The organism is Methylovirgula sp. 4M-Z18 (genome assembly GCF_037890675.1).
In the GTDB taxonomy this organism is placed as follows: Bacteria; Pseudomonadota; Alphaproteobacteria; order Rhizobiales; family Beijerinckiaceae; genus 4M-Z18.
Window position 1 is genome coordinate 1,968,015 of record NZ_CP149574.1, and the last position, 22,468, is coordinate 1,990,482.

Annotated in this window: 23 protein-coding genes; 1 reads left to right on the forward strand and 22 read right to left on the reverse strand. The window is 64.1% G+C overall.

Annotation, left to right across the window (positions count from 1 at the left end):
- Positions 1–48: 48 nt before the first annotated feature.
- The 22 genes from V9T28_RS09040 to V9T28_RS09145 form a co-directional block, all read right to left on the reverse strand.
- Positions 49–588, reverse strand: coding sequence for a hypothetical protein (locus V9T28_RS09040; protein WP_116398658.1), 540 nt, complete (start codon positions 586–588; stop codon positions 49–51).
- Positions 589–594: 6 nt separating this feature from the next.
- A complete protein-coding gene (locus tag V9T28_RS09045) occupies positions 595–3,003 on the reverse strand; it encodes a hypothetical protein (RefSeq protein ID WP_116398659.1) in 2,409 nt (802 codons plus the stop codon).
- The gene (locus V9T28_RS09050; protein ID WP_116398660.1) at positions 2,984–3,172 is read right to left on the reverse strand and encodes a hypothetical protein; all 189 of its coding nucleotides are present in this window, start codon (positions 3,170–3,172) and stop codon (positions 2,984–2,986) included. Before V9T28_RS09050 ends, V9T28_RS09045 begins: the two co-directional genes overlap by 20 nt.
- 132 nt (positions 3,173–3,304) lie before the next feature.
- Entirely contained in the window at positions 3,305–5,602 is a 2,298-nt protein-coding gene (locus tag V9T28_RS09055) for a hypothetical protein (protein ID WP_147306365.1), read from the reverse strand.
- Between the two features lie 120 nt (positions 5,603–5,722).
- Entirely contained in the window at positions 5,723–6,934 is a 1,212-nt protein-coding gene (locus tag V9T28_RS09060) for a phage tail protein I (RefSeq protein ID WP_199499921.1), read from the reverse strand.
- 17 nt (positions 6,935–6,951) lie between these two features.
- Positions 6,952–7,881 carry a baseplate J/gp47 family protein gene (locus tag V9T28_RS09065; protein WP_116398664.1) on the reverse strand — a complete coding sequence of 310 codons (930 nt, stop codon included), beginning with the start codon at positions 7,879–7,881 and terminating at the stop codon, positions 6,952–6,954.
- Entirely contained in the window at positions 7,881–8,255 is a 375-nt protein-coding gene (locus tag V9T28_RS09070; protein ID WP_245423838.1) for a GPW/gp25 family protein, read from the reverse strand. Before V9T28_RS09070 ends, V9T28_RS09065 begins: the two co-directional genes overlap by 1 nt.
- A complete protein-coding gene (locus V9T28_RS09075; RefSeq protein ID WP_116398666.1) occupies positions 8,252–8,839 on the reverse strand; it encodes a phage baseplate assembly protein V in 588 nt (195 codons plus the stop codon). Before V9T28_RS09075 ends, V9T28_RS09070 begins: the two co-directional genes overlap by 4 nt.
- Positions 8,836–9,609 (reverse strand): hypothetical protein, encoded by a 774-nt coding sequence (locus tag V9T28_RS09080; protein ID WP_116398667.1) that lies wholly within the window; start codon positions 9,607–9,609, stop codon positions 8,836–8,838. Before V9T28_RS09080 ends, V9T28_RS09075 begins: the two co-directional genes overlap by 4 nt.
- Positions 9,610–10,014 carry a hypothetical protein gene (locus V9T28_RS09085; RefSeq protein ID WP_116398668.1) on the reverse strand — a complete coding sequence of 135 codons (405 nt, stop codon included), beginning with the start codon at positions 10,012–10,014 and terminating at the stop codon, positions 9,610–9,612.
- Positions 10,011–10,340, reverse strand: coding sequence for a hypothetical protein (locus V9T28_RS09090; RefSeq protein ID WP_116398669.1), 330 nt, complete (start codon positions 10,338–10,340; stop codon positions 10,011–10,013). Before V9T28_RS09090 ends, V9T28_RS09085 begins: the two co-directional genes overlap by 4 nt.
- 42 nt (positions 10,341–10,382) lie before the next feature.
- Complete coding sequence (locus V9T28_RS09095) at positions 10,383–10,622, reverse strand: hypothetical protein (protein WP_116398670.1); 240 nt, start codon at positions 10,620–10,622, stop codon at positions 10,383–10,385.
- Positions 10,623–10,756: 134 nt separating this feature from the next.
- Positions 10,757–11,173 carry a hypothetical protein gene (locus V9T28_RS09100; protein ID WP_116398671.1) on the reverse strand — a complete coding sequence of 139 codons (417 nt, stop codon included), beginning with the start codon at positions 11,171–11,173 and terminating at the stop codon, positions 10,757–10,759.
- Between the two features lie 140 nt (positions 11,174–11,313).
- A complete protein-coding gene (locus V9T28_RS09105; RefSeq protein ID WP_116398672.1) occupies positions 11,314–13,341 on the reverse strand; it encodes a phage major capsid protein in 2,028 nt (675 codons plus the stop codon).
- 6 nt (positions 13,342–13,347) lie between these two features.
- Positions 13,348–14,850, reverse strand: coding sequence for a phage portal protein (locus V9T28_RS09110; protein ID WP_116398673.1), 1,503 nt, complete (start codon positions 14,848–14,850; stop codon positions 13,348–13,350).
- Positions 14,851–14,857: 7 nt separating this feature from the next.
- Positions 14,858–15,067, reverse strand: a complete 210-nt coding sequence (locus V9T28_RS09115; RefSeq protein WP_116398674.1) for a phage head-tail joining protein — start codon at positions 15,065–15,067, stop codon at positions 14,858–14,860.
- Entirely contained in the window at positions 15,064–17,052 is a 1,989-nt protein-coding gene (locus V9T28_RS09120; RefSeq protein ID WP_116398675.1) for a phage terminase large subunit family protein, read from the reverse strand. The genes V9T28_RS09115 and V9T28_RS09120 overlap by 4 nt, the downstream gene beginning before the upstream one ends.
- Positions 17,021–17,629, reverse strand: a complete 609-nt coding sequence (locus V9T28_RS09125) for a hypothetical protein (protein WP_116398676.1) — start codon at positions 17,627–17,629, stop codon at positions 17,021–17,023. The genes V9T28_RS09120 and V9T28_RS09125 overlap by 32 nt, the downstream gene beginning before the upstream one ends.
- Positions 17,630–17,835: 206 nt before the next feature.
- Positions 17,836–18,402, reverse strand: a complete 567-nt coding sequence (locus V9T28_RS09130; RefSeq protein WP_116398677.1) for a hypothetical protein — start codon at positions 18,400–18,402, stop codon at positions 17,836–17,838.
- A gap of 126 nt (positions 18,403–18,528) precedes the next feature.
- Complete coding sequence (locus V9T28_RS09135) at positions 18,529–19,038, reverse strand: hypothetical protein (RefSeq protein ID WP_147306366.1); 510 nt, start codon at positions 19,036–19,038, stop codon at positions 18,529–18,531.
- Complete coding sequence (locus V9T28_RS09140; RefSeq protein WP_116398679.1) at positions 19,035–19,997, reverse strand: hypothetical protein; 963 nt, start codon at positions 19,995–19,997, stop codon at positions 19,035–19,037. The genes V9T28_RS09135 and V9T28_RS09140 overlap by 4 nt, the downstream gene beginning before the upstream one ends.
- 333 nt (positions 19,998–20,330) lie before the next feature.
- The gene (locus V9T28_RS09145) at positions 20,331–22,160 is read right to left on the reverse strand and encodes a DNA primase family protein (RefSeq protein WP_158554675.1); all 1,830 of its coding nucleotides are present in this window, start codon (positions 22,158–22,160) and stop codon (positions 20,331–20,333) included.
- 101 nt (positions 22,161–22,261) lie between these two features.
- On the opposite strand from V9T28_RS09145, the gene V9T28_RS09150 reads away from it, so the two are divergent.
- Positions 22,262–22,465: a type II toxin-antitoxin system HicA family toxin gene (locus V9T28_RS09150; RefSeq protein ID WP_116398681.1), complete on the forward strand. Its 204-nt coding sequence runs from the start codon at positions 22,262–22,264 to the stop codon at positions 22,463–22,465.
- Positions 22,466–22,468 lie beyond the last annotated feature (3 nt).

Sequence of the window (22,468 nt, forward strand, 5' to 3'; positions counted from 1 at the left end):
AGGCGGCCCTTGCGGGATGGGAATGGGTGATGACGGGAAGGGTTGTGGCTAGAACCCGAGCTGCGCCGCGAGTGCGTCGGCTGCGGCCTTGACCGCCGACACCTTCCCCGGGATCTGGATGGCGGCGGTCACATTGGCGATATCTTCCGCCGCGTAGCGGATCGGCTGCAAGCCGGCGACGATTTGCTGGTAGGCTGTTGCTTTCGCTATCACCGCGGTAGCGACACTTTGCGGTGTCGTAGACGGATCGTTAGCGGCTGTGACGATCGCCTGCAGCAGCGACGGCGCCGGCGGCGTGCCGCCTCCCTGCACGATCCGCGCCTCGATCAATTGTACCGACCAGCTATCAACCTCGCTGCGCGGATATTTCGCGGTGACGCGGGCGGTGATCGCGTCGAGATAGGCGATGCAGTCGGCGATGGCAGCCTGCGCCTGGGCGGCGAGCGGCGATTGCGGCGCGGGAGCCGGCGTATTGCCGGCCGCGAGCCATGCCTCATAGTCCTGCCGCATGGCGTTCGCCGGGTCGTTCGGAATCGTCCAGCCGTCATCCCGTAGGACGCAATCGGAATCATTAATCAATGTGTACATGGGCGATTACAAGCTCGCGTCGAGTGTGATTGTAGCGTTGTAGTAAGCGTCCCCAGTCGCTGACGGGATCAGCCAGAGCGCTGAGCCATTGGCGGCTAGCTCTAGCCCGACAGAGCTAACGTTTCCCTGGGAGTTCATCGACCAATTGCCCGCAGGTGTGGCGCGCATCGGGGGGTGAGAAATCGAAGATTTCACACGACCTGACGTCGTGGCATACCCCTGAATGTTACACTGCCCTTTCCAGTAGTAGCGCATGCACGCGAGGGTCAGGCGATCAACCGGGATGTACTCGAACTCGGTTGCATAGCTTCCAAGCTCAATCTGGCAGCCTGTGACCTGGTGCGTCGCTCCGGCCGTGGAGATCAAGCGGACAGATGCTGCTGTTCTCCGCGCATAGGTCGTGGTGGTTGCCCACGCCCCGGCTGTCCCGTTGCTATTTGATCCAGAACCGAGGTCGAAAATTAGACGGAGCCCAGCAGTCGTGTCGCTAGCCCATGTCCCAGCCGTCGCCCCTGGGATCACGATGGTGGCGTATTGCCAAACATTGGCGGTCGTCACCACATAAGTGGCGGTGTAGCATTGCGTGCCGCCGCCGTTCCCGATGCAGAGGCCATAGGTTCCGGCAACCGACGCCTTCACCCAGAAGGACAGGGTGACAGTACGTCCTGACGCCAATCCCCACTTGAGCTTGGCGATATTGACGCCCTCAACCGCGGTGAAGAGTTGGTATACCTCAGTCGCCCCAGGCGAGGCCACGGCCGTTGTTACCGTTGTCTTCAGCGAATTGCGTAACCCCGGAGGAGCGTCGGCCACAACCTGGGCCGAGTAGACGCCAGCGCCAGATGTGGAGTTGTTCCACATGTCACAAAGGTAGCCAGGCGTGGAGACAAGAGTGCCTCCGTAGCGCTGATCTGAATCAAACCCGCCGTTGATGAGGAGGTTGCGCCCTATCGGAGCGGTAGGCGCTGATCCAACCGAACTCACGGTCCATTTCGTCGACGACACACGCATGAGCGCGACGCTGGCATTGGCGTAGTTCAGCACATAGCTCGACGCGCCGTTGATTGTGTCCGCGCCGTTGGCCGTGAGTGTGATCGTGTTATTCTGCGAACAGGCGCCACTTTCGTCGAAAATATAAACCGTCTGGCCCTGATTCATGCTCGCGGCGCTCGGCAGTGTGCCGGTGCGAGGCGCTGTAATCGCAGTCCAGACGACGGCTTCCATGGCATTGGTGATCGCTTGGTTGGCATCGTTGACCATCGTCGCTTGGTCGATGTTCAGCAAGACGCGCTGTACGGCGACGCTCGCGGCGGAGCCCAGCGCGCGGCCGACGGCGGTGGAGTCGAGCAGATCGGCCAAGGCCAGCGTCACGTTGCCGGTGCGGCCGGCAACGGACAGGACTTCGTTCGATATGCCGTCCCACTTGTTCCAAACCGTGCCGTTGAACACGGCCATGTCGCCGACGTTCCACTGGGTGATGCCGTCGAGCGGCGTGGTGCCGGCATTGTTGACGCGATAGAGATAGCCCTTGGTGCCGGCGCCGGAGACAAGGGCCGGATTGTTCGCGCTCGCGTCCCATGTCCCGATATAGGTCATCGCGCCCTGCAGCGCGGCGGGCAATTGGTTGAGCGGCAGATGGCCGCCGCTGTCGAGCGTCGCGAGCGTGTTGGCGACGCCATGCGGCAATTGGCTCAATGGCACGAGGCCGGTGGCATCGAGGGTCGCCAGCGTGTTGGCGAGGCCGGCGAGCAGTGGCAAGCTGTGCAGATTGCCCTGGTAATCCTTCCACCAGAGCAGCGCGCCGTGCTCGTCGATCGCGAATTCGCCATCGGCCAGAGCCGTGGGCGCGGTGCCAAGCAAGGTCCGCTTGTGTTGGATGACCGTGCCGGGCTGGCCGTCGAGCGTGCCGCCGTCGATCGCCTGCGCTGTCAGCAGTGGCGGGACCGTCGGAAAAATCGTCCAGTTGCCATGCGCGCCGGCGCCGAAGGCGTTGCTGACATTGATGGTCAGTGTGCCCGTGGCTCGCACATAGGAGACGACATGGCCGGCCATGACCACGCCGGCATCCGCCGACATGGCCACCAGCCATTGCGCCGGCGCGAATTGCTGCGCCAGGCTCGCGTCGATGACGAAGGGAACATTGCCCGTCGCGACGGTGACCGACGGCGCCGAGGTGGCGACGAAGATCGCGCCGAGATTGGCGATGCTGACAAGCTCGTTATAGACCGGCAGCAAGGCGGTGTTGAGCCGGTCGAGGCCGACCTGCTGGATCTGGGCGAGGAGCGCGTCGAAGTTCGGCTTGTAGCTTTCGAGCGTGCGCAACCGTAGATCGAGCGCGGCCATCGCCAGATTCATGCGCTCGGGCGACGCGCTCTTGTTTGTGACGAAGTCGAGTTCAGCGGGCAGGTTGGACATCGATCACCGCATCGCCGAGGGCCTTCAGGACGGCGTCGTCGACGACGTGTTTGACGCCGGCGCGATAGACGATGTCATCGATCGGCACCGCGCGAGATAGTTTGACCTCGTGATAGCCTTCGTAGGAGGTGAGCGGCGCCGGCGTGGCGTCTTGCGGTTCGTTGGCCATGGGGTTGCTCCAGGGAAGAAGGGGAGCGTCATTGCGAGCGAAGCGCAGCAATCCATCTCCGAGACTGGGGGATGGATTGCTTCGTCGCTATGCTCCTCGCAATGACGGACGTGGTGCGGCGCAGCCTGGGTCTTACAGCACCCAATCCTTGCGCCAGGCGACGTGGAAGGTTTTCAGGGCGCTGGTCGTCGTGCCGGCGCTCTTGGTCACCCAGGACGTGACGGCGGCGCCGAGGTTGAACACGAAGGTGCGCTCGGTGGCGCCGTCGGAGGCGATCACGTCGCTGTAGGACGAGGGTTGCGTCTCTGTGGCGTAGCCAGCGCCGGTCATGATCGTGACCTTGCCGGTGTGGAAGTTGGGATCGAACGACTCGTAACGCTCGATGATGCGGATCGAAGAGGTCGCGGCCGGCGGCGTGCGCGGCAGCGCCATATGGGTGAAACTCGTGTTCGGCCGCGACACATGCACGTTGCTTTGCAGCAGGTTGAGCACCGGCTGCACGTCCGGCGTGCCGGCGAAGACGGCATGCAGCGGCAACAGCGGCGGGAGCGAGCCGCCGGCGTTGAGCGCGCCGGCATTGGCTGCGGCGAGCGAGATCCATTGGCCGTTGACCTGCACTTCGAAGGTGAGGCTGGTCGCGCCGGGCGTGATGGCGCCGGCCAGGATGTCGAGCGAGGTGATCCCTCCGGCGAGCTGCAGCGGGTTCAGATCGATGGTCGAGATCGCCTGGCGGAATTTGCAGGTGTACAGGTTGAAGGCGAGGTGTTTCGTGAGATCGCCCTGCGCATAGGCGCCGCCGACCACGGTGAAGAATGTGCCGCCGGGGAAGGCCGTGCCGTCGGCGCTCGCCACGAAATGGTTGGCGCCGGTCATGACGACAACCGCATAGCGCTTGCCGGCCTGCAGGTACACCGGCGTGGCAAAGGCGAAATTCGTCTCGGCCGGAGCGAGCTGCAGATGGGGCTGGTCGAGCGAGGCTTGCGCGATCACCTGGGTCAGATCCGGCAAGCCGGTCGAGGTGGCCTGGCAGATGACCACATTGACCGAACCCTGCGCATCGATCTTGGTGAAGAACAGCCCGATCGATTGCAGCCACATGTCCTGCCCGACCGGGAAGGTTTCGGCGACCTGCGTGCCGGAAATCTGATTGGTGACGGTGATGCGGTCCCAATAGGGGTCGGACACCGTGTCGGTCCAGAACTGCTGCAGGCGCACGGCGACATGGCTGAGACCGCCGGAATTGGCCGAATAGACGCCATTGGTGAGATCGAAGGCCGCCTTGAACACGTCGCCGTTCGGCAGGGTGAAAATGCCGGTGATCGGGTCGTATTTTCCCGACTGCCAATAGGCGCTATTGGTGCAGACGGTGAATTCGGTGCCGTAGCGGACGCGCACCCGCGACATGGTTTTCTGCACCAGGGTGCTGGTCGCGTAGGAATAGCTCGAGAGCTGGATCTGCCCGGTCTGCGGGCCGACCGAGAGACGCAAGGACGGATCATAAGCCGGCAGCAGCACGCCGCCGGCAACTGTCGCAAGCGGGTTCAACGGATTGAACAGGCCGAGCGCCGCATCCGCCGCGCCATTGTCGGCGAAGCGGATACCTTCGCGCGTCAGCGCGTTCATGAGCGGGTTCGTCAGGTCGGATGACGTCGTGTCGAGAAAGAAGTCGGCACTCGAATCGGCCGCGTTGGATGGAATGCCGTTCTTGGATTCCAGCACGGCGATGCGCGCGAGCATGCGACCGGTGAGATTGGAGCCGGTTTTCTGCCGTGCATCATTGGACAGGCGCTGCACGTCGGACGAGAGCGACACCAGCTGAGGCGCGGCGCCGGCCTCCCAGGCCTCGATGGTTTCGAGGCGGTTGTCCACATCCTGCAGGCTCGGCACCTGATTGGCCGCGAGCATAGTCACCGAGGAAATGCCGGTCGGGGTGAGGAGCACCTGCACGATCGGCAGCAAGGTCGGGTCGATCACCGGCGCCTGCGGATCGGGGCTTTCGGTGCCGGTGGACTGGCCGAGATTGGCGATGCGCGCATGGGTGAGCGCGACGGGCTGCGGCTTGTATTGCGGCGCCTGCGGCGTCGAGGTCGCCGGGATCAGGAAATTGCGCTGGGTGACATTGGTGTCGGATTCCGAGCCCCAGCCGGAAATGATCACGATTTTCTTCGCCGCCACCGGCAGAATGCTGGTGAAATCGTAAGAGGTCGATTGGCCGAGCGCATAGACCTTGCCGGCATTGTAGATGCGGCCGGCGGCAACGGTGAGCTGTGCCGGGCCGCTCTTGACCGCGGCGAAGCCGGAATAGGCCGGGACGCTGGTGATCGTGTCGCCGACGACATGGTCGAGCGAGTCGCTCGCATATTGCTGCAGGTTGTTCATGTCGTCGGGGACGACTTCCATATATTGCTGGAAGAGAACGGTATTTTCCATGAATGGCCTCGCGGGTTCCAAGGCGTCATTGCGAGCACAGCGAAGCAATCCATCTCCAGGTCTGGGAGATGGATTGCTTCGTCGCTTACGCTCCTCGCAATGACGGATGTGGTTTCTGAATCAGTTTGCTTTTCGGTAGTCGCCGAAATTGAACGAGCCGAACATGAGGCCCGTTTCAAAATTGATGGGTGTGTATAGGACCGTGTTGACGTCGATGTCGTCGCGCAGGGCCTGGGCGACGGAAACCGCCTCAAGCGTGTTCCACAGCGGCGTCATATCGGTTTCATACCAGACGCCGACGCCCCACCAGGAACCGAAGGCGTAAGTCGGACGCTGCAACGGGATGTCGATGGTGAGTTCGGCGCTGTAGGGCGCGAGCGCGAAATGCGACCAGCCCCAGAACGAGATGGCGCGATGGGTGCTGACGAGCCGCGACGAGTCGAACAGAGTGACCTGATCGTAAACATGGGTTTCGGCATCGGACGCGACAAGAGAATCCCCGCCCCAATACGAGAACGAGCAGAAGGCCTTTCCAGGCTGCAACGCAACGCTTTCCGCGACCCGGATCGGGCGCACTTCGGTTGGCGTCAGGCCGGCCGGAACGGCGAAGGACTCGCCCAGATCCTGCGGCGTGATCGCCACGGTGCGGTTGTCCGCATCGGTGTCGATCAATACCGTCGCCGACCAGCATGTGTTCAAAAACGCTTTCGCAGTGCTCGCGGGCGAGGCAAGCGCGACCGTGACCCCGCTGTCGAGCGCCTGATCGAGGCCGCGCACATAGACCGGTGAGGTGACGCCAGCGTCGACATAGACGGCGCGCTGTTCGTAACGCGCGGCCGCGTCGCTCGGCTCGGACACTTCGCCGGCATTGTAGAAGCAATGCCATGTGTCGCCGGCAAAGAAGGCCTTGGCCATATCGCCCGTAACCGGCTGCGCGGCGGGATAGATATGGATTTGCGGCATGAGCGCCATCTGCGCGGCGCGCTCTGCATCCGAAAGAGTCTGGATCGCGAATACTTTGTCGCGCGGCCGCCGCGCGGCGACCACTTCCGAGCCGACCAGGTCGACATAGGCGCTGATGCCGGCGAGCGTGGTTTTCTCGCGTTTCAGCTTCCAGATATTGGCGATCGTGTCGCGCTTTTTCTGCTCGCTCCAGCTATCGTCCCAGAGTTCAAGGCCGAGGCCCCAAGCGAGATAGGGCAGCAGATCGAGGGGGCAGGTCGCCGGGTTCCACACCGACCGGATGATGTCGCTGTTGAGCGGCCGTCGCGCGGCGCTGACCAGCGACAGGACGGATTCGAATGTGCTGCCGTTCGGCGGCAGCAGGGACACCGGATTCGCATTGAGCATCAGGAGACGACCGGCTGCACGTTCACGGTGATCGTGCGGGCATAGGGCGCGGCATCGGCGGCGACCGCGATATCGACCGGTGGAGACACGAGCGTCAATTTCGTCATGGGCGGCACGCGCCCGGCGGCAATGAGTGCGTCGGTCGGCACCACGCCGCCGATCACCTGTAGCGCGGCCGCGACAACCGCCAGGTTCGTCGTCGATTGCGTCTGCACCGTCCCCGCGGACGGGCCGGGCGGAATGGTGGCATTGATCACGACGTCGTAGGGCACGGGCGTCGCGGAGCGCACCGAGACGATATCGGTGAGCTGGCTGCCCTCGTCGGCGAGCAGCGCGGCGCTGACGCGGGCGACGACATCGTCGGTCACCGAGCCGTCGGGACCCCGCCCAAGCAGAATGACATCGATTTGGCCGCCGCCGCGCTTGATCAGGCCGACGGCGCGGACTTCCGGTGCCACCTGCTTGACGATGGTGATGTAGCCGCCGCCGGTAAGACCGATCGCGGTCGCATCGAGCGCCAAGCGGCCGCGGGCGCGGAAATCTGCGTCGCTTTCCGTCACGGCGGCCGTAGGCGGAGTCGTGGTCGGATCGGCGGCAACGAGCGTGAGGCGGCGCAAGCCGACCAGCACGGCAAGCTGGTCGAGATCGGACTTTTGCGCGAAGGCCCACATCACCGCCAGGGTCGCGTCGTTGATCGACTGGGTGTCGAGCATCTCGCGGTAGGAATCTTCCTCCTGCAGGAGGACGGCGGGGTCCGCTTCGCTCAAGGCGACGTCATAGGTCGGCAGGTCGGTGCCTTGCCGCGCCGTGGCCCAGCGCGCCTGGAAATCGGCGAGCCGGTCGGCGCGGATCTGCTCGTAATCGACCGGCAGCACTTGCGGCGCCGGCAGGAGCGAGAGGTCGAGGGCGGCGAAGGGAAAGCGGGTCATCAGAAATACGCGGTCTTGACTTGGTCGACGGTGAAATCGCCTTGCAGCGCGCGCGGGCGGTAATCGCCTTCGAGTTTGAAGCCGAAGATACCTTGTGCGAGATTGGCGGTGCTGTTCTGCGTCGCAGGATAGGTGATGCGGCGCACGGAAAAGCGCGGCTCCCACAATTCCACAGCGATGATGATGGCCGAATAGAAGGCCGACAGGGTCGACGGTTCGAGATTCTTGCCGAGCAGGCCCGGAACGGCGGAGCCGAACAGGCGGCGCATGATGCGGGCGCCGATGCGGGTCGAGAAGATGACCTGCAGGCTCTGCACCACATGGGCCCAGCCATCGAGCGGCTTGCCGGTTTCGCGGTTGATGCCGGTGATCACGAGATATCTTCCTTGTCGCAAGGCAGGAGGACCGAGGGGTCCAGGGCGAACCATTGCGGGTTGTTGTTGGGGTCGCCGACCACGAACTTGATCTTGCTCGGATCGGGAATCTTCGTGACGACGGCCCCGGTGGCGAGGATGAAATGGCCGCCGCCGGTGGGCTTGGTGTCGGTCATGTGCTTGTCGCCGCGCTGCGTGACCTTCACGTCACCGCGTAGGCGCACGCTTTCGTCGCTGCGCGTCGAAGGCGAGGCATTGGCGTTCGACCAGGTGAAGGGCACGCCGAAGGCCTGGGAATGATCGCCGTCGGGCGAGATCATCATCATCTGCTGGCCGACGCTTGGGGCAATGTGCTCCTTATGGTCGCCGGCGTGCTGGCCGTAGGGAATCCAATCGGATTTCACCGGCTGGCCCTGGTCGTCGACGCCGATCTGGTGGCGGTAAAGCTGCTGTGCCGCATCGACATCGGTGACCGTACCCGGGCGCCACATGCGCTCGAGGCGGCCTTCGAGATCGGCGATGCGCTCATGCGCCGCAACGAGGGAGTCGGACAGTTCCCGCAGCAGGGTTTCGAGACCGGTCACGGGGTGGTTTCCGTCACAACCGTAGTCATGTCGGGACCGATGATGGTCGCTTGCTGCAAGGTCGGCTCGGTGGCGACACCATCGACCGTGCCGAAGCCGAGCATGGTGGCCTCGCTGGGCCCAAGGCCGATCTGCGCGGCGGCGGCCTCCCAGTCGGCAAGCGGGCCCTGGCCCTCGATTAGATAGGCCACGACGGCGCCGAGACTTGCCAGTTCCGGGCCGTCGGCCTGCATGGCGGCGACCAGGTCGGCCCAGGCGTCGGAGGGCGGGGCGCCGAACGGCGGCTCGTCGAGGGTCGAGATCGTCAGTTCGATGGCGCGCGCGGCGATGCGCGAGATCTTGTCGCCGACCTTGTTCTCGAACAGCACCGATTCCAAGTCCTGCGCATGGAACGACAGGACGAAGCGGCGGAACAGGTCGGCCCAGACATTGGTCGGCGATTGCAGGGCGGAGACGACCTGCCGCCACAGGCCGGCGAAGACGAGGCTGACCGATTTCGACGTGTCGAGGGTGAGGGTCGACGGCACATTGATCGTGGTCAGGGCCGGAACGAACATCTCGATCCGCAATTTGAGGCCGCGGGTCGCGTCGTTGAGATCGTGCGCCTGAATCGTGCTGTGGCCGTGGCCGACGAGCACGCTCACCACCGGCGCCGGCGTGTCGACCGGATCGATCGGGTCGGTGTATACACGGGTCTCGGCCCAGGTCGTGGCCTGTTTGATCGCGCGGCTGGCGCAGAGCGCGACCGCATAGGCCGTAAGACCCGCCATCTACGCAGTCTCCAGATCGAGTGGTGCGATTTCGCAGACGATGCGAGTGACCCCGTCCGGCTCGACATCGCGGACGCGGAAGCGCGGGTGGCCGGCACGATCCGTCGCAGTGAGAATCGTGCCCGCGACCGGCGCAGGCTTCAGCGGGCTGAACAGGGCGGCGTCGAATTCGACGCGGGCGGAAATCTTGACCAGTTCCGATTTGGCGCCGTCGGAGGATCCGGCCGCGAGCATCAATTCGCGCGGCAGGTCGAGCGGGGCGACGACAGAGAAGGCCGGAATGGCCGGGTCCGGCGCGCCGGCGGTGAATTCGCTGGCAAGCACGTGCTGCACGAGGATCGTCTCGCCATAGATCGCGTCGAGCGGCGCGAAGGCCGCCTCGGCGATGGCGGCGAACAGGCTCATCTGACGAGAACCCGGAGCGAGCGGGTCAGGTCCGTGCCGTCGTCGAGCACGATATGGGCCGAGACGACCGTGAACCCGTCGGGCATGCCACCGGAGAGGTTGACGCTCTGAATGAAGCCGCTGACGCCGGCATCGGCCGCGACGACGCCGGCGAGGCCGGGCGGCCCCTGCGCGAGGTCGCCGACATCGTCCGCGATGACGCTGGAGGCGTCGTGCCCGACGATCGTGGCGGTGGCCTGCGACGGGTCGAGCAGGGTGCTCCAGTCGAGATGCACGATCTTGATGTCGGTCGGCGCCTTTTGGACGTCAGGCCAGGCGAAGATCATGGGATTTCCTTTCTGGCGCGAATGGCGAACACACCAGGCGCGCTAATCCTTCGCGACGGTGATGGGATCGACCCGCTTCAGCTTGTCTTTCGTGATGCCGGACAAGGGCAGCGTGTCCGGTTCATGGGCCGGATGCTCCTGGGCCGGTGCATCCTTTCCGTCCGCATATTCCGCGGAGCCACGCTTCACGAGCTTGCCGGCGGCCTTCGCGGGGAACCCGGCGGTTTCACCGTGCATATACGGGAGTTCGTTGCGCAGGAAGCGCACGAGGCGGTCGGACATGGGAGCTCCGGATGCTTGAAGTGTGATCACACCCGTCATTGCGAGCAGAGCGAAGCAAGCCATCTCCGCACCAAGACGACGCAGATCTGTAGATGCATTGCTTCGCTTCCCTCGCAATGACGGCGAGAAGCCGGTTAGACGGCGGGGAGTTCGGTCGCGCCGCCGAGCACGAGCGTCGCGGCGATGGCAGCGCTCGGATTGTTGCCCGCCGTGAAGGTCGGCACCACAACTGCGCGCACATAGGTCGGCGCGCCGCTCAGATCGACGTTGAGACTGGCCTGACCCACGGCGGTGATGGGCGCGAGCGCCGCGCCGGGCAGGTCGGTCCAAGTCGCCCCGTCGTTGCTGCCCTGCAGTTTGGACGCGACCGAGAAGGCAGTGGGCGCGCCGGCGACCGCATTGACCGCCACATTGAGGACGCCGCTGAAATAATCCTCGCCCGGCTGATGCAGGGTCACGGACTGGGAATCGACCTCTGCGGCGGCCGCCGCCGTGAAAATGACGTTAGCGACCTTGAGATAGGCGCCGATGTTGTTGAAAGCGGGATGCATGGGGAGGCTCCGGTTTGGGCGCGCGTGGCGTGTTCGCCATTCACGCCAGCAAGGAAAGCGCGCGTGGCGTGTTAGCCATTCGCGCCCGCAGGGAAAGGGCCGAAGGGCCAGCGGTGGCCGGCCCGCGGTTTATTGAAAGGTCAGGTGCCCCACTTCACGCCGGTGAGCACGGCGGCCGCCGCGTCGTGGCGCAGGGCGCAATCGTGTTCTTCGATGATACGGATCACCGTCTGGTCGTTGTCGAAGGCGCTGACCAGGGTGGTACCATCGGGCGTGTAGGTGGCCTCGGTGCTGGCGTCGATCATCAGGCCGGGCACTTCGCCGATCATGAATTCGTCCATGTCGACCAGCATCACCTCGCTCTGGGTCCCGTCGACGAGGTTCTGCGGGATGCTTTGGGTCCACTTGTAGGGGAAGCCGCGGAACATGCCCCGATCCATCTCGGCGCGGTAGAGGAAGCCGCCGACCTGGTCGCGCAGGTCGTAGAAATAATTCTTGGTGCGGCCCGAGAAGAACCAGACCGGCTTGGTCATCAGCACGTTGTTGGATTCGAGCGCCGTGACGAGTTTGGTCATGTCGGCCAATGACGTTGCGTCGCTATAGACGGCCACGGAAGCGAAGATATTGCCCGGAAGCGCCAGGTTGCGCAGGCCTTTGGGCGTGAAGGCGGTGCCGGCGCCGCGCAGGAAGGCCCGGTCTTCGGCGATGGCGAGGGACTTCACCATGTCGTCGCGCACCAAAGCATCGGCGTTGGGCGAGGCGAAGCGCAACAGGTCGTTGGAGATCGGCACGCGCGCCATCAGTTTGCGCGCCGTCATGCGGACCTGGCCGAAGGCCTCGTCGCCGTTCGGGGCCGGGGCATTCTCGCCGACATAACCCGCGACAGCGCCGCTGTTGAGGCGAGGGAAGGTGATGTTGCCGGTGGGCATGTCGACGATGCGCGGGCCCGCGGAGCGGACCACGCTGCGCGGGCGCAACAGGTCGATCACTTCATTGGCCATGTCCTGCGGGATCATGAAGCCGCCGGACGCGCCGATGCTGGCCGACAAAGCGCGAGCGGTCATTTCGTCCTTCCAATGGCGCGCGACGTCCATCGGCGACATTTTCAGGCGGGGGGCTGCCGCGATGGTGCGAACGAAGCGGGCCGCGCGCTCGCCCGGTTCCGGATCGCGCGCGATACCGCCGCGGGCAACGAAGGGCGAGGCGTGGGGATTGTGGCCGTCGGTCGGGGCGGCGCGCTGGAACTTGGCGGCTTCCTCGATGGCGAGGGCACGGAAGTCGTTGAGCGACGTCTTGTTTCGAATGTGGGTCGTTGCGAATTCGGCCGGCAGGCCGAGGGAGCGCACCGTGTTTTCGATCGCGTCGCGGCGGGTCTGCTCGGCTTCGAGAGCGGCATTCACGCGCTCGTCGAGGGCCTGATCAGCCCGGCGGGTTGCGGCAGCGACGGCGGCATCAACATCGCGCTGGTCGACAACGACATCGGTTCCGCGGTTTTCTTGGCCGGGCTGCGCGCCCGGAGTCACGTTAGGCATGGTACTTTCCTTGGATGAGGGCGGGGCGGCCCGGTTGTGATCGGCAGCGCGGAATCCGGCTTGAGGATCGGCTGGGATCGGAACGATCGACACTTCATGCGGTTCCCAATCGGTCGCACGGTGCGTCGGCGGCGTGGTCGAATTGTCGACCTCGAATTTGTGGGTGAGATAGCCCACCGAAACGTGGCGCAGCACGCCGTCCTTCACGTCCTGGAAGGCGCGGTCGCCATCGACCGAGCGCGAGAATTTCGCGGTGCCGACCAATTGGCCGCCTTCGACGCGGGCAGAGCCCGGCACGATGGCGCCGAGCACCGCGCGGGTGCCGCTGTAACGGTCGTGCGCATCGAGCAGAGGCGCGCCGCGGTTGAGCCGATCCACGCGGATGTTCTGCGGATCCATGGACAGGGTTTCGATGTAATCGTCGTCCCAATCGGAACGCGCCACGGGCGCGCCGGTGGAGATCACGAGATCGGTGGTGCGCTCGGCCTCGTTGACGCTCGAGGGGATGAGGCCGGCATCGTTGGATCGGCGCACGAAGATCGAAATGGCACGCTCGTGCGACGCGGGCGAGCCGGCGGCCGGGTTCGCGCCTTCCGCCGACGCGGCCGGCGCTTGCGTTTCAACGGTTTTTGGCATTTTGGATCAGTCCTTGTTGCCGGCGACCGGGGCTTGCGCGGCGGCGGCGGTTTTCGGCGAAAGGGCCGGGTCGGAATCGGATTTCAGGCCCGCGCCGACGAGGGCCTCGTGCCACGCCTTGGTGTCGGCGAGCACTTTCTCCGGGTCGTAGCCGCGGCGGCGGATGGCCTCTTGCGGCGGCATGAAGGTCGCGCGGACCAGGGCGACATCGCCGTTCGCATCCTGCTCGGGATCGAGGGATTCGAACTTCGGCGTCGTCGCCTCGTAATCGTAGGAGGCGTTCTGCGGGATCTCGCCGGCGACCTTGCAGGCATCGATGAAGGCGCGCCACACGCCGTCGAGCCACATCGGCACGAGGCAAAGCCACTGGATGATCTCCACCTCGCGCTGAAACTGGTTCTGGCCGCCCTTGAGCGACGAGAAGTTGACACGGGACAGATCGCCAGTGAGCGCCTCGTAAGTCACGGCCCATGCTGCCGCGAGTTCCTGCAGCTCGGTGCGCTTGTACTCGTGAAACGAGCCATTGCTCGCCGGCTGGGTGAACTTGATGTCCTTCGAGCCGCGCGCGATGGCGATGAGACCCGGTTCGAACTGCTCGACAATGTTGCCTGCGGAATCCGTGACCTTGGGGGCGATACCCTCCTGGTCGGGATCGTCGGCGCCCATCACGATCGCGGCGACGCAAGCCTCGATCCTTTTGCGGACCCGCTCGGCCTCGCCATAGGTGCCGAGATCGCGCGCCGTGGTCATGCCCGGCGTCAGCCACGGCACGCCGCGGATCTGACCGATGCGCAGAATCTCGTAAAGATGCAGGATCTGGTCGGCCGGAACCGGATTGCTGACATAGCTTTTCGGTTGGCGGATCGGCATTTCGCCGGGATGCTCGCCAAAGAGCCAGAATTTGCGGCGGCGGCCGTCGCGGTCGAATTCGATGCCCTGCTTAATGCTGCCGTCGGCGAGCTGATCATTCTTGAAATGATCGATGAAATCGCCTTCGAGCAATTGCAGCTTCAGCGGAATTTTCGCGCCGGTCACGGTGCGCAGGCGCGTCACGCTTTCGCCGCCCTCCAGCATGCCGCGCACCGCGAGGCGCTGCAGGCCGTAGAAATCGAGCTGACCGTTGAAGTCGCAGATCTTGATCCAATCCGCGAAGAGCCCATTGATCCGGGCGTTGAGCTTCTTGTTGGGTGTGCGCGCCTGCACCATGATGCCGGTGCCCACCACATTGTTGGTGAGCACGCGGATCGCTTTCGCCGCATGGCCGTTGTTGCGCACCAGTTCGCGCGAATGATTGCGCAGGGCGACGAGGCCGCCGTAGATCTCGGCATTGGCCGAGGTGGAGGCGGCGAACCAGCCCCAGTTCGCGCGGCCAGGGCGGGCTGCATCGTATCCGCGCAGGGACAATTCGCGCTTCACGCCGCGCGCGACGAGGCCCGCGACCTTGGCGAGTTCGCGCTTGGCGGCGGCGTTGGTCGAGAAAACGGCGGCAACGGAGTCGAAAATGCCCATGTCGTCGCTATCGCTTCAGGAACACGGAGCCGTTGGCGAGCGGGCGCTTCGGTGCGTCGGTCGCGCCTTCCAGTTCGCGGATCATGCGGTCGCGCAAGGCGAGCATGTCGGTGATCGACGCGAATTGCGTGCGCTTGCCGCCCTGCTCGACGAAGCGCACGCCGGTGGCGATCGCTTTTGTGAGCGCGGCCAATTGCGCTTGCGTGAAATCAGTCAAAGCCAGCGTTTCCTTCTGCCGCCGAGGAAGTTTTGCGCCGGTCGCTGCGCTTGCGGCGGGGGCGGGGCTTCCTGGGGCGTCTCAGGTGGTGCCGCGATTGGACGCGGCGTGAATAAGTCGGGCGTCGCGTCGGCCGAACCGTGCCGCTGTGCCAGAATCTCGGCCCAGCGCGCCGCATCGAAGCGGTCGACGCCGAGGCCGTTGGGCGACGCGCCGAAGGCGAGGGCGCGGGCATAGACCGCAAGGTCGAGCGCCTCGTTGGCGCGGAATTTGTGCCATTCCTGCACCGCCGTGCCGTCGCGCTTTTCGCGCAGCTCGAGCACTTCGCCGGTGAGCTGCTCGATGTATGGCTCGTCGGCGACTTCGCGCGTGAGGCGCAGGCCGCCGGGTAGCGGCTTGTCCGTCTCGATCGCTTTCAGCGCGTGGGCCAGCCAGACCTTAAGGTCGAACGTGCCCACGAAATACAGCGGGATGCGGAACAGCACCTGATTGATCCTGTTGCGCACCTCGATGCGGCGCGGCGTCGACAGGGCGACCGCATCGCGGCTCGACGAGCCTTTCAGGGCGCGCCAGCGCGGTTTGCGCCGCACGAAATGATAGACCCGCTGCGTATGGTGGCCGCCCGAGTCGATGCCGCACAGATCGGCGGGATACTCGCCTCTACCATGCGGCCAAACCGATTTGCTCTTGTCGTCGAGGGCGATCCACGGCTCGTCCGTGTGCAGGTCGCCCTCGATCACGCCGGCGTCGATCAGCCATTGCTGTACTGCGCCGCCGGTTTGATCGGGTCCGAAGCCCCAGACCGCCCATTCGAAGCGGTCGTCCTGGGTGTCGACCACGAAGACGATGCGGCCGACTTGGGGCGGGACGATTCCGCGCGGGTAGTCTTCCGCGCGCTTGGCGATTTCGCCGGTGTCGATCTCGATGCCGTGGGCATCGTAGGATTCGCCGAGCACCAGGTTGGTGAACGATTTCTCCTCGGTCGGCTTGCCGCGACTATCGAGATATTTCTTCCAGATTACGTCCCATGCGGTGAGCAGCGACGAAAGGGCGTTCAGAAAATAACTCGGATGCCGCCCAGGTCCCGGTTGTGTCGCCATCCATTCGCCGGCGAGCACCATGTTGCGCTGTTGCCAGGAGTGAATGACCTTGCCGCAGCACTGGGTGACATAGTGGGTGTTGTAGGGCGCTTCCTCGGCGCCCTTCACCTGCCCCCAATCGAAGGTTATCTTTGTGCCGCAATGAGGACACGGCATGAACCACTTGCGTTGGTCGCCCGTGGCATAGGCTATGTCGATTCTGCTCGAGCCCTTGTTGGTCGGCGTCGAGATTTCGAGGCGCTTGTCCGTGCCGAGCCTGGTATAGGCCGTCATGCGCGCATCGAGCATCCCCATCGGGTCGCCCTGCTTGTCGAGGTCGAACGGCCAACGGTCGATTTCGTCGGCGAGAGCGAAGCGCGTGGTCTTGCCGGACAGATCCGTCGACGAATTCGCGCCGGTGAGCACGAGACGGCCGCCTGGAAACTTTTTCTCGAGGGTTTTGGACCCTTCAGAATCGCCGGAGCGTTGCTTCCGGATCTTGCCCCGCAGGGCCTTGCACAGTTTGAGCGCGTCGCTGAGGCGCTCGGAATTGAAATCCTTGGCCGCGGCGAGCGACGGCTGCACCAGCATCATCGGATCGGGGCATGTAGCGATCAGATACAGCAGCCAGCCAATGCCGATAGTCGAGAACCCGGTCTGCCCGGACTTCTTCACTGCGATGCGCCGATGCGGTTGGTCCACTCGGAGCATCTCGAGCGGCTCGCGCAACTGCGGCGTGAGCGAGAAGTCGATCGTCTTGCCCTTGCCGGGACCGATTGGGACGACGAAGCTCTCTTCGCACCATGAAACCGGCGAAACGACCGGCCTTGGCTTTATCCCGCGCGCCAGGGCAGCGAGAAGAGCGCGTTTCTCGTCACTCGGGCTCGGACTCGTCGTCTGAAGCATCGGTTTGGCCGTCAGCGGCCTGCTCCAGGGCCTTGGCGATGTCGTCGCATAGCTGGTGGCTCTTGTATTTCAGCCACGCTCTGACCGCGGACTCGCCGCCGGACAGCGCCAGGCCGGTGATTTCCTCGGCATAGGTCCAGATTTCCTGAATGCCGCGCGCGATCGTGCGGCCGGCGGTTTCCATCGCGTCGAGATGGACGTCGCGACTGATGAGTTCGCCGCGTTCCTTCGCGAGGCGGAGGCGCAGAAGCTCGGTTTTGAGTTCCTCGCTTTCCGTTTTCGCCGAGGCGAGGCTGCGGCCGGTGGTTACGACCGCGCGATCGTCGCCCGAAAGCTCGCGCTCGAGTTCCGAGGCGATTTCGGTGACGGAATGATCGTCGATGCGGGCCCGGGACAGAACGAAAGCGGCTTTTGCCTCATCCACCCGGACGAATTTCTTGCCGACGAAGGCATGGTCGACGATCGAGCCGGTCATGTCATAGACCGGGATGCGCCCCTTCTTGATGGCCTGATTGATGGCCTGCTTGCTGACCCCGATCGACCGCGCAAAGGCCGCGGGGGCTACCATTTCCGACATGGTCAACCCCTCAAGCCCGTTGACGGTCAAGGCCGGTCAACGAGGTCAACCGGGTCAACGCTAAAAAAAATCGATCGAACGAAAGACCAAACGCGCCTCCGCGCCGCGTTGGGTTTTGAGGGCTGGGAAGGACCCGTGACTTTTTGGCTACACCGTCCCATGCCTGGCTGCCGACCACGACCGGGTGTGACGTGCCGGTCACACGGTCAGGGCATCATCGCGGCGAGACGTGTCATCACGCCGTTGAGCACGACCTGCGACTGGCTCTCGAAGGCCTGCGCCGTCGCGCCCTTCGTCATCTCGGTCGGAATGAACAGGCCGGAGCGCTCCTGCTTGATCTTGCCGCCCCACTTGCGGCCCTGGATGTTCACGTAGACCTGTCCGTTCAGCTTCGGCGACACGGCACGCGCGCCGGGCCTACCGGACGTGATGAAGGCGCCCTGGTAGAAGGTACTCCTGTTCCAGGGGTGGGCCGTCACACCTCCGCCGCCTTCACGCGCGCCGAAGAACTTGAGCCGCACATTGCCGCCGTGCGCCTGAATGACATAGGTCAGCCGGCCTGGGCTCGCCGGTGTCGCGTGCTGTGCGCGGTCGATCGTGTCGCGTGTCAGTCCAGTCTGCGCGGTTTCCGCCACGACCGTGGCGTTTCGGAGTGCGTCGCCGCCGGCATTCAACGCCGACGCCATGATCTGCGGGCCTTGTTCGGCCAGCGCCGCGAGCTTGGTGCGGAACGCGTTGAACGCCTGATCGTTGAGGTTGATGATCAGGCGCATGCGTCATCGGTCACATGACCGCCTCCGAAGTCACGGCAACAAAAAACCCGCCTCGACTCGAAGCGGGTTTTCTAAACTTTTTATCCGTGACAAGTGATGCACCAAATATCTGCCGCAGGTCAAGCGCTATTTCGTGCGCATCACCATCATTCGGAAATGATTTCCGGTCGCGCGCCCAGAATACGTGAGCCCAAAGCGTGACGCATCCGACGTGCCGAGCGCCGTGACATCAGCGATCTGTTGCAAGGTAAACTTCAAGAACGCATCGGTATCGATGGACTCCTCCTCGCTCAAGGCGCGCGTAGCGGCAAGAAGGGTCAGAAAGACAAAATAATGATCGCTGTCGGGGGCAAAATCGACCGAGAGGATCGAAACGGCGCTCGCGTTCGATTCGGCGCCTGCTCCCATTCTGAGCGGTGGCTTGGACGGCTTGTTCGCCCAAATGTCGCACATGACGATGCCGGGGTCAGATGCGCAATTGCCCATAGCGAAGCGCATGTCGGCGTGCAGCTTCGAATTGACAATCTGCAGGACTTCTGCCGCGTCGGTCACTTTAAAATTCACCGCCTGCGCAGCGCCGGACCAAAGCGACCCAAGCACCGCTCCGAGCGCCAATCCTACACACGTCGCTTTCATTTCCGCCCCCTCGCTTTACCCGCCCGAGCGTATATGCCGGCCTGCGGACGTGCAATCGACACGTCCTCCAACACTCGCCTAGCCGCCAAAGGCTGATCTCGCGCAAGCCACGGCTGCATCGAACGCCCCGACGCTTGGACCTCGCAATGCGCCAGCGTCCCGGCCAAATCCTCTGTCAGCACGTCGAGCGCCGCGCGCCAAACCTCGTATTCAGCGCGTGCCACGACGTGAAAGAACGGGTCCGGCTCCAGATAGGTCTTGCGATACGCACCTAGCCGAGGCCGCTTGCGCTTCTTGTCGTAGCCATCGACCTCGATCTCGTGCTCCACCGGCCCGAATGCCCCGTCCATGGTCATCGTCTGCCGCACGAACCATTTGTCCCGCCCATATTCCTGCACAAAGCACACTTGCGGCGGCTCGATCTCCCAATCCGGCGCGCCGCCGAGGATTGCCTGGCGAAACACCAGAAGGCGCGGCGTCTGCCGCAGCTTGCGCACGCCGGCGCGGTCGATCGTGCTGATCTTGTTGAGCGCATCCTTGCGCAGTGCATGGGCATGGTCGCCCAAATCGGGCAGGTCGCCGAGCGGATCCCATTCCCCCGGCAGCGCCAATTCCAGTTCGTCGAGCCGCAGCACGGCTTCATGCACAAGCAGCGCATCGTCGTGCGGCAGGCTCGCGGCGGTGAAATCCGGCACGACGCCATACGTGTTGTTGTCGGGCCCGGCGAGCGAAAGTTCTTCGAGCCATTCGTCCACCCTGTCCCACGCGCACGGCATATCGCTCGGCCCGTCGCTGCGCGGCACTTTCGGCAATTCCTGCCGATAGGCCCAGGTCAGCAACGTCTCGATATCCTTCACCGGCTTGGACGCCACCTTCTGCACGTAGCGCGTGCATCCGTTCCAGCGCCGCGCCATCTCGATCACCGCCTGCCGCCGCAATTTCTGCTCCGATCCGCTCATTCGTCGCTCCTTGCCACCTTTAGGGAGGGTAGGGAGGCAGAGATTTCGCCTCTCGTTTTGCCTCCCTAAAAAATCGTCAAATATATCAAAGCGCTAAAGTCCATTAGGGAGCGTAGGGAGGATAGGGAGGCATTTTCTTGCGTACACATGAGAAACTTTCAAAAACAATGCCATCGCATTTTCCAAACGTTCTTACGTGTACGCGGGAAACGCCTCCCTATCCTCCCTACGCTCCCTAATGGCTCATAACCGATTGATTTCCTTCGTACTTCCTTAGGGAGGGAAAAAGCCGGAGCAAAAATCTGCCTCCCTAGCCTCCCTAAAACGCGCCCTTTACCCCTCGCTGCTGCCCGCACCCGGGGTGCGAGAGGGGCTGTGCGGCTTGAACTCGTCGAGGATGCGCAGGCCGCGATAGACCGAAAGCCCCATCGTCTTCGCCTTGCGGAAGCCGAATTGCACCGTCCGTTCGGGGATGGCCTTGTTGAAGGTCGAGACGCCGACGGCAAAAAAGCCCTGACGCTCGCAATAGACGCGATAGGCGGCGTACAGGTCGCCCGGCGTCTCGGTGTCATGGTCGAAGCCCGTGACCTCGCAAGCGGCGCGCAAAAAGCCGCCGTAGCTGTCCGATTGTTCCCGGTACTCGTCGGTGGCGCCACGCACCGCATCCGGCACGCGCAAGCCTTCCTGCAGGTAGGAAAGCGCGCCGGCGATCAGCCAGTTCAACACCCCGGCGCGCTCGGCCCACAGCTTGTCCGGCAACGCCCGGTCGACCTCGTCTTTCGGGATCTGCACCTCGAAGGGCACGAGCAGCACGCGACGCCAAATCCCGTCGTCGCCTCCGCGAATGTCGGGCCGATGGTTGCCCGAGATGATCAGTTTGAAGGTCGGATAGACCTCGATGAACTCCTCGCGCATGCGGCGGATCAGAATCGGCTCGCCCGACGTGAGCGATTTCACCATGCTCTCGCGGAACTTCATGCCGGTTTCCGGCTCGCTCGCCCGCACGATTCGCGCGCCGGGCACGCGCACCAGGTCCGGCGTCGCTTCCGAGCCTTTGCGCCGATCGTCACCGGCGAGCGTCTCGAATGGCACGGTCGTGGTGTAATCGCCCAGCAGCCGGCAAATGAGATCGACCAGCGTCGATTTGCCGTTGCGGCCGGAGCCGTAGAAGAACACGAACACCTGCTCGCGCGTGAGCGCGGTCAGCGCATAGCCGAGATACCGTTGCACGAATTGCCGCACGGCGTCATCGGGCAGGATCGTTTCCAGAAACCCTTCGAACAGAGGGCATTCCGCGTCCGGATCGTAAGCGACGGGCGCGAGCTTCGAAATAAAATCGGCCTTGCGATGCAGGTCGAACCGCACGTTCCATATGCCGTCAGTGCGTGTGTCGCCTGCGCCATTCGCACCAACTCCATGAGTGCGTGTGGCGCCTGCGCCATTCGCAGCAAAGCGATGCTCGAACAGCCGCAGCGTGCCATTCTCGCAATTGACCGCGAACGGGTCGGCATCGAGCACGGCGACCGGGCGCGAGCGGTACACTTTCGCCTCGCCCAGCATATTGTCCATCTTGCCGCTCGACGCCGAGGTCTTGGCATAGCGCGCCCGTTTGGCGCGCCGGTCGGCGATACGGCCCTTGGCCTTTTCGCCGGCCTCAACCACAGCCGCCAGGCGCATCAATTCGCGCTCCTCGTCCGGCGTGCGCTTCGATTTCTTCTTCGCCTCCAGCCAGGGCATCAGCGCTTCGGCGCCGGCATCGATCAGGGCTTGCTCCTCGACGGTCGGTTCGATCATTGCCGTTTCCAGCTTGATCAATTCGACCGTGCTATGCGCCAACGGCCGCACCACGGCGCCGAAATAATCCTGCACCCAACGCTTGCCCTCGAAGACTGCCCAGCCGAGCCCCTCGATCGAGAGGGCCGCGTCGCCATGCCGGTGCAGAAAGCGTCGCGCATTGCCAATGTCGGTCTCGGGCTCCGCCGCGCACAGCCGCACGCGCTCCCAATCCGGCTCGTCCCCGGTGGGCTGCGGCGGCTCCGGCGGATCGTCGGGCGGTGGGGGCGGATCGTCGGCGCCGTCGATCGCGCACGCGTCATCCTCCGCGCTCGCAGCCACGGCGGCCTCGACAATCCCGGCAATGATCTGGTTCGGATCCTCCGTCACGCCGCCCCCAATGCCGCAAAAGAATACATACTTAATGTGCATTCTATGCTTGACGCGATCATCAAGAGTATATACTTTATACGCATTGAAAGGACGCGTTCATGAGCCCGAAGCGCAATGTCGAAAGCCCGAAAGACATCATCAAGCGGCTTTTGGCGGATTGCTGGACGGAACGCCTCGGCAAGGGTGACCACCGCAATTTCAAGAAGCCGGGCATGCCGCTGGTCACCATCGACACCGGCGTGAAGGAGATCCCGATCGGCACCTTGCGCAACATCTACAGGTGCGCCGGCTGGCAATGGTGATGT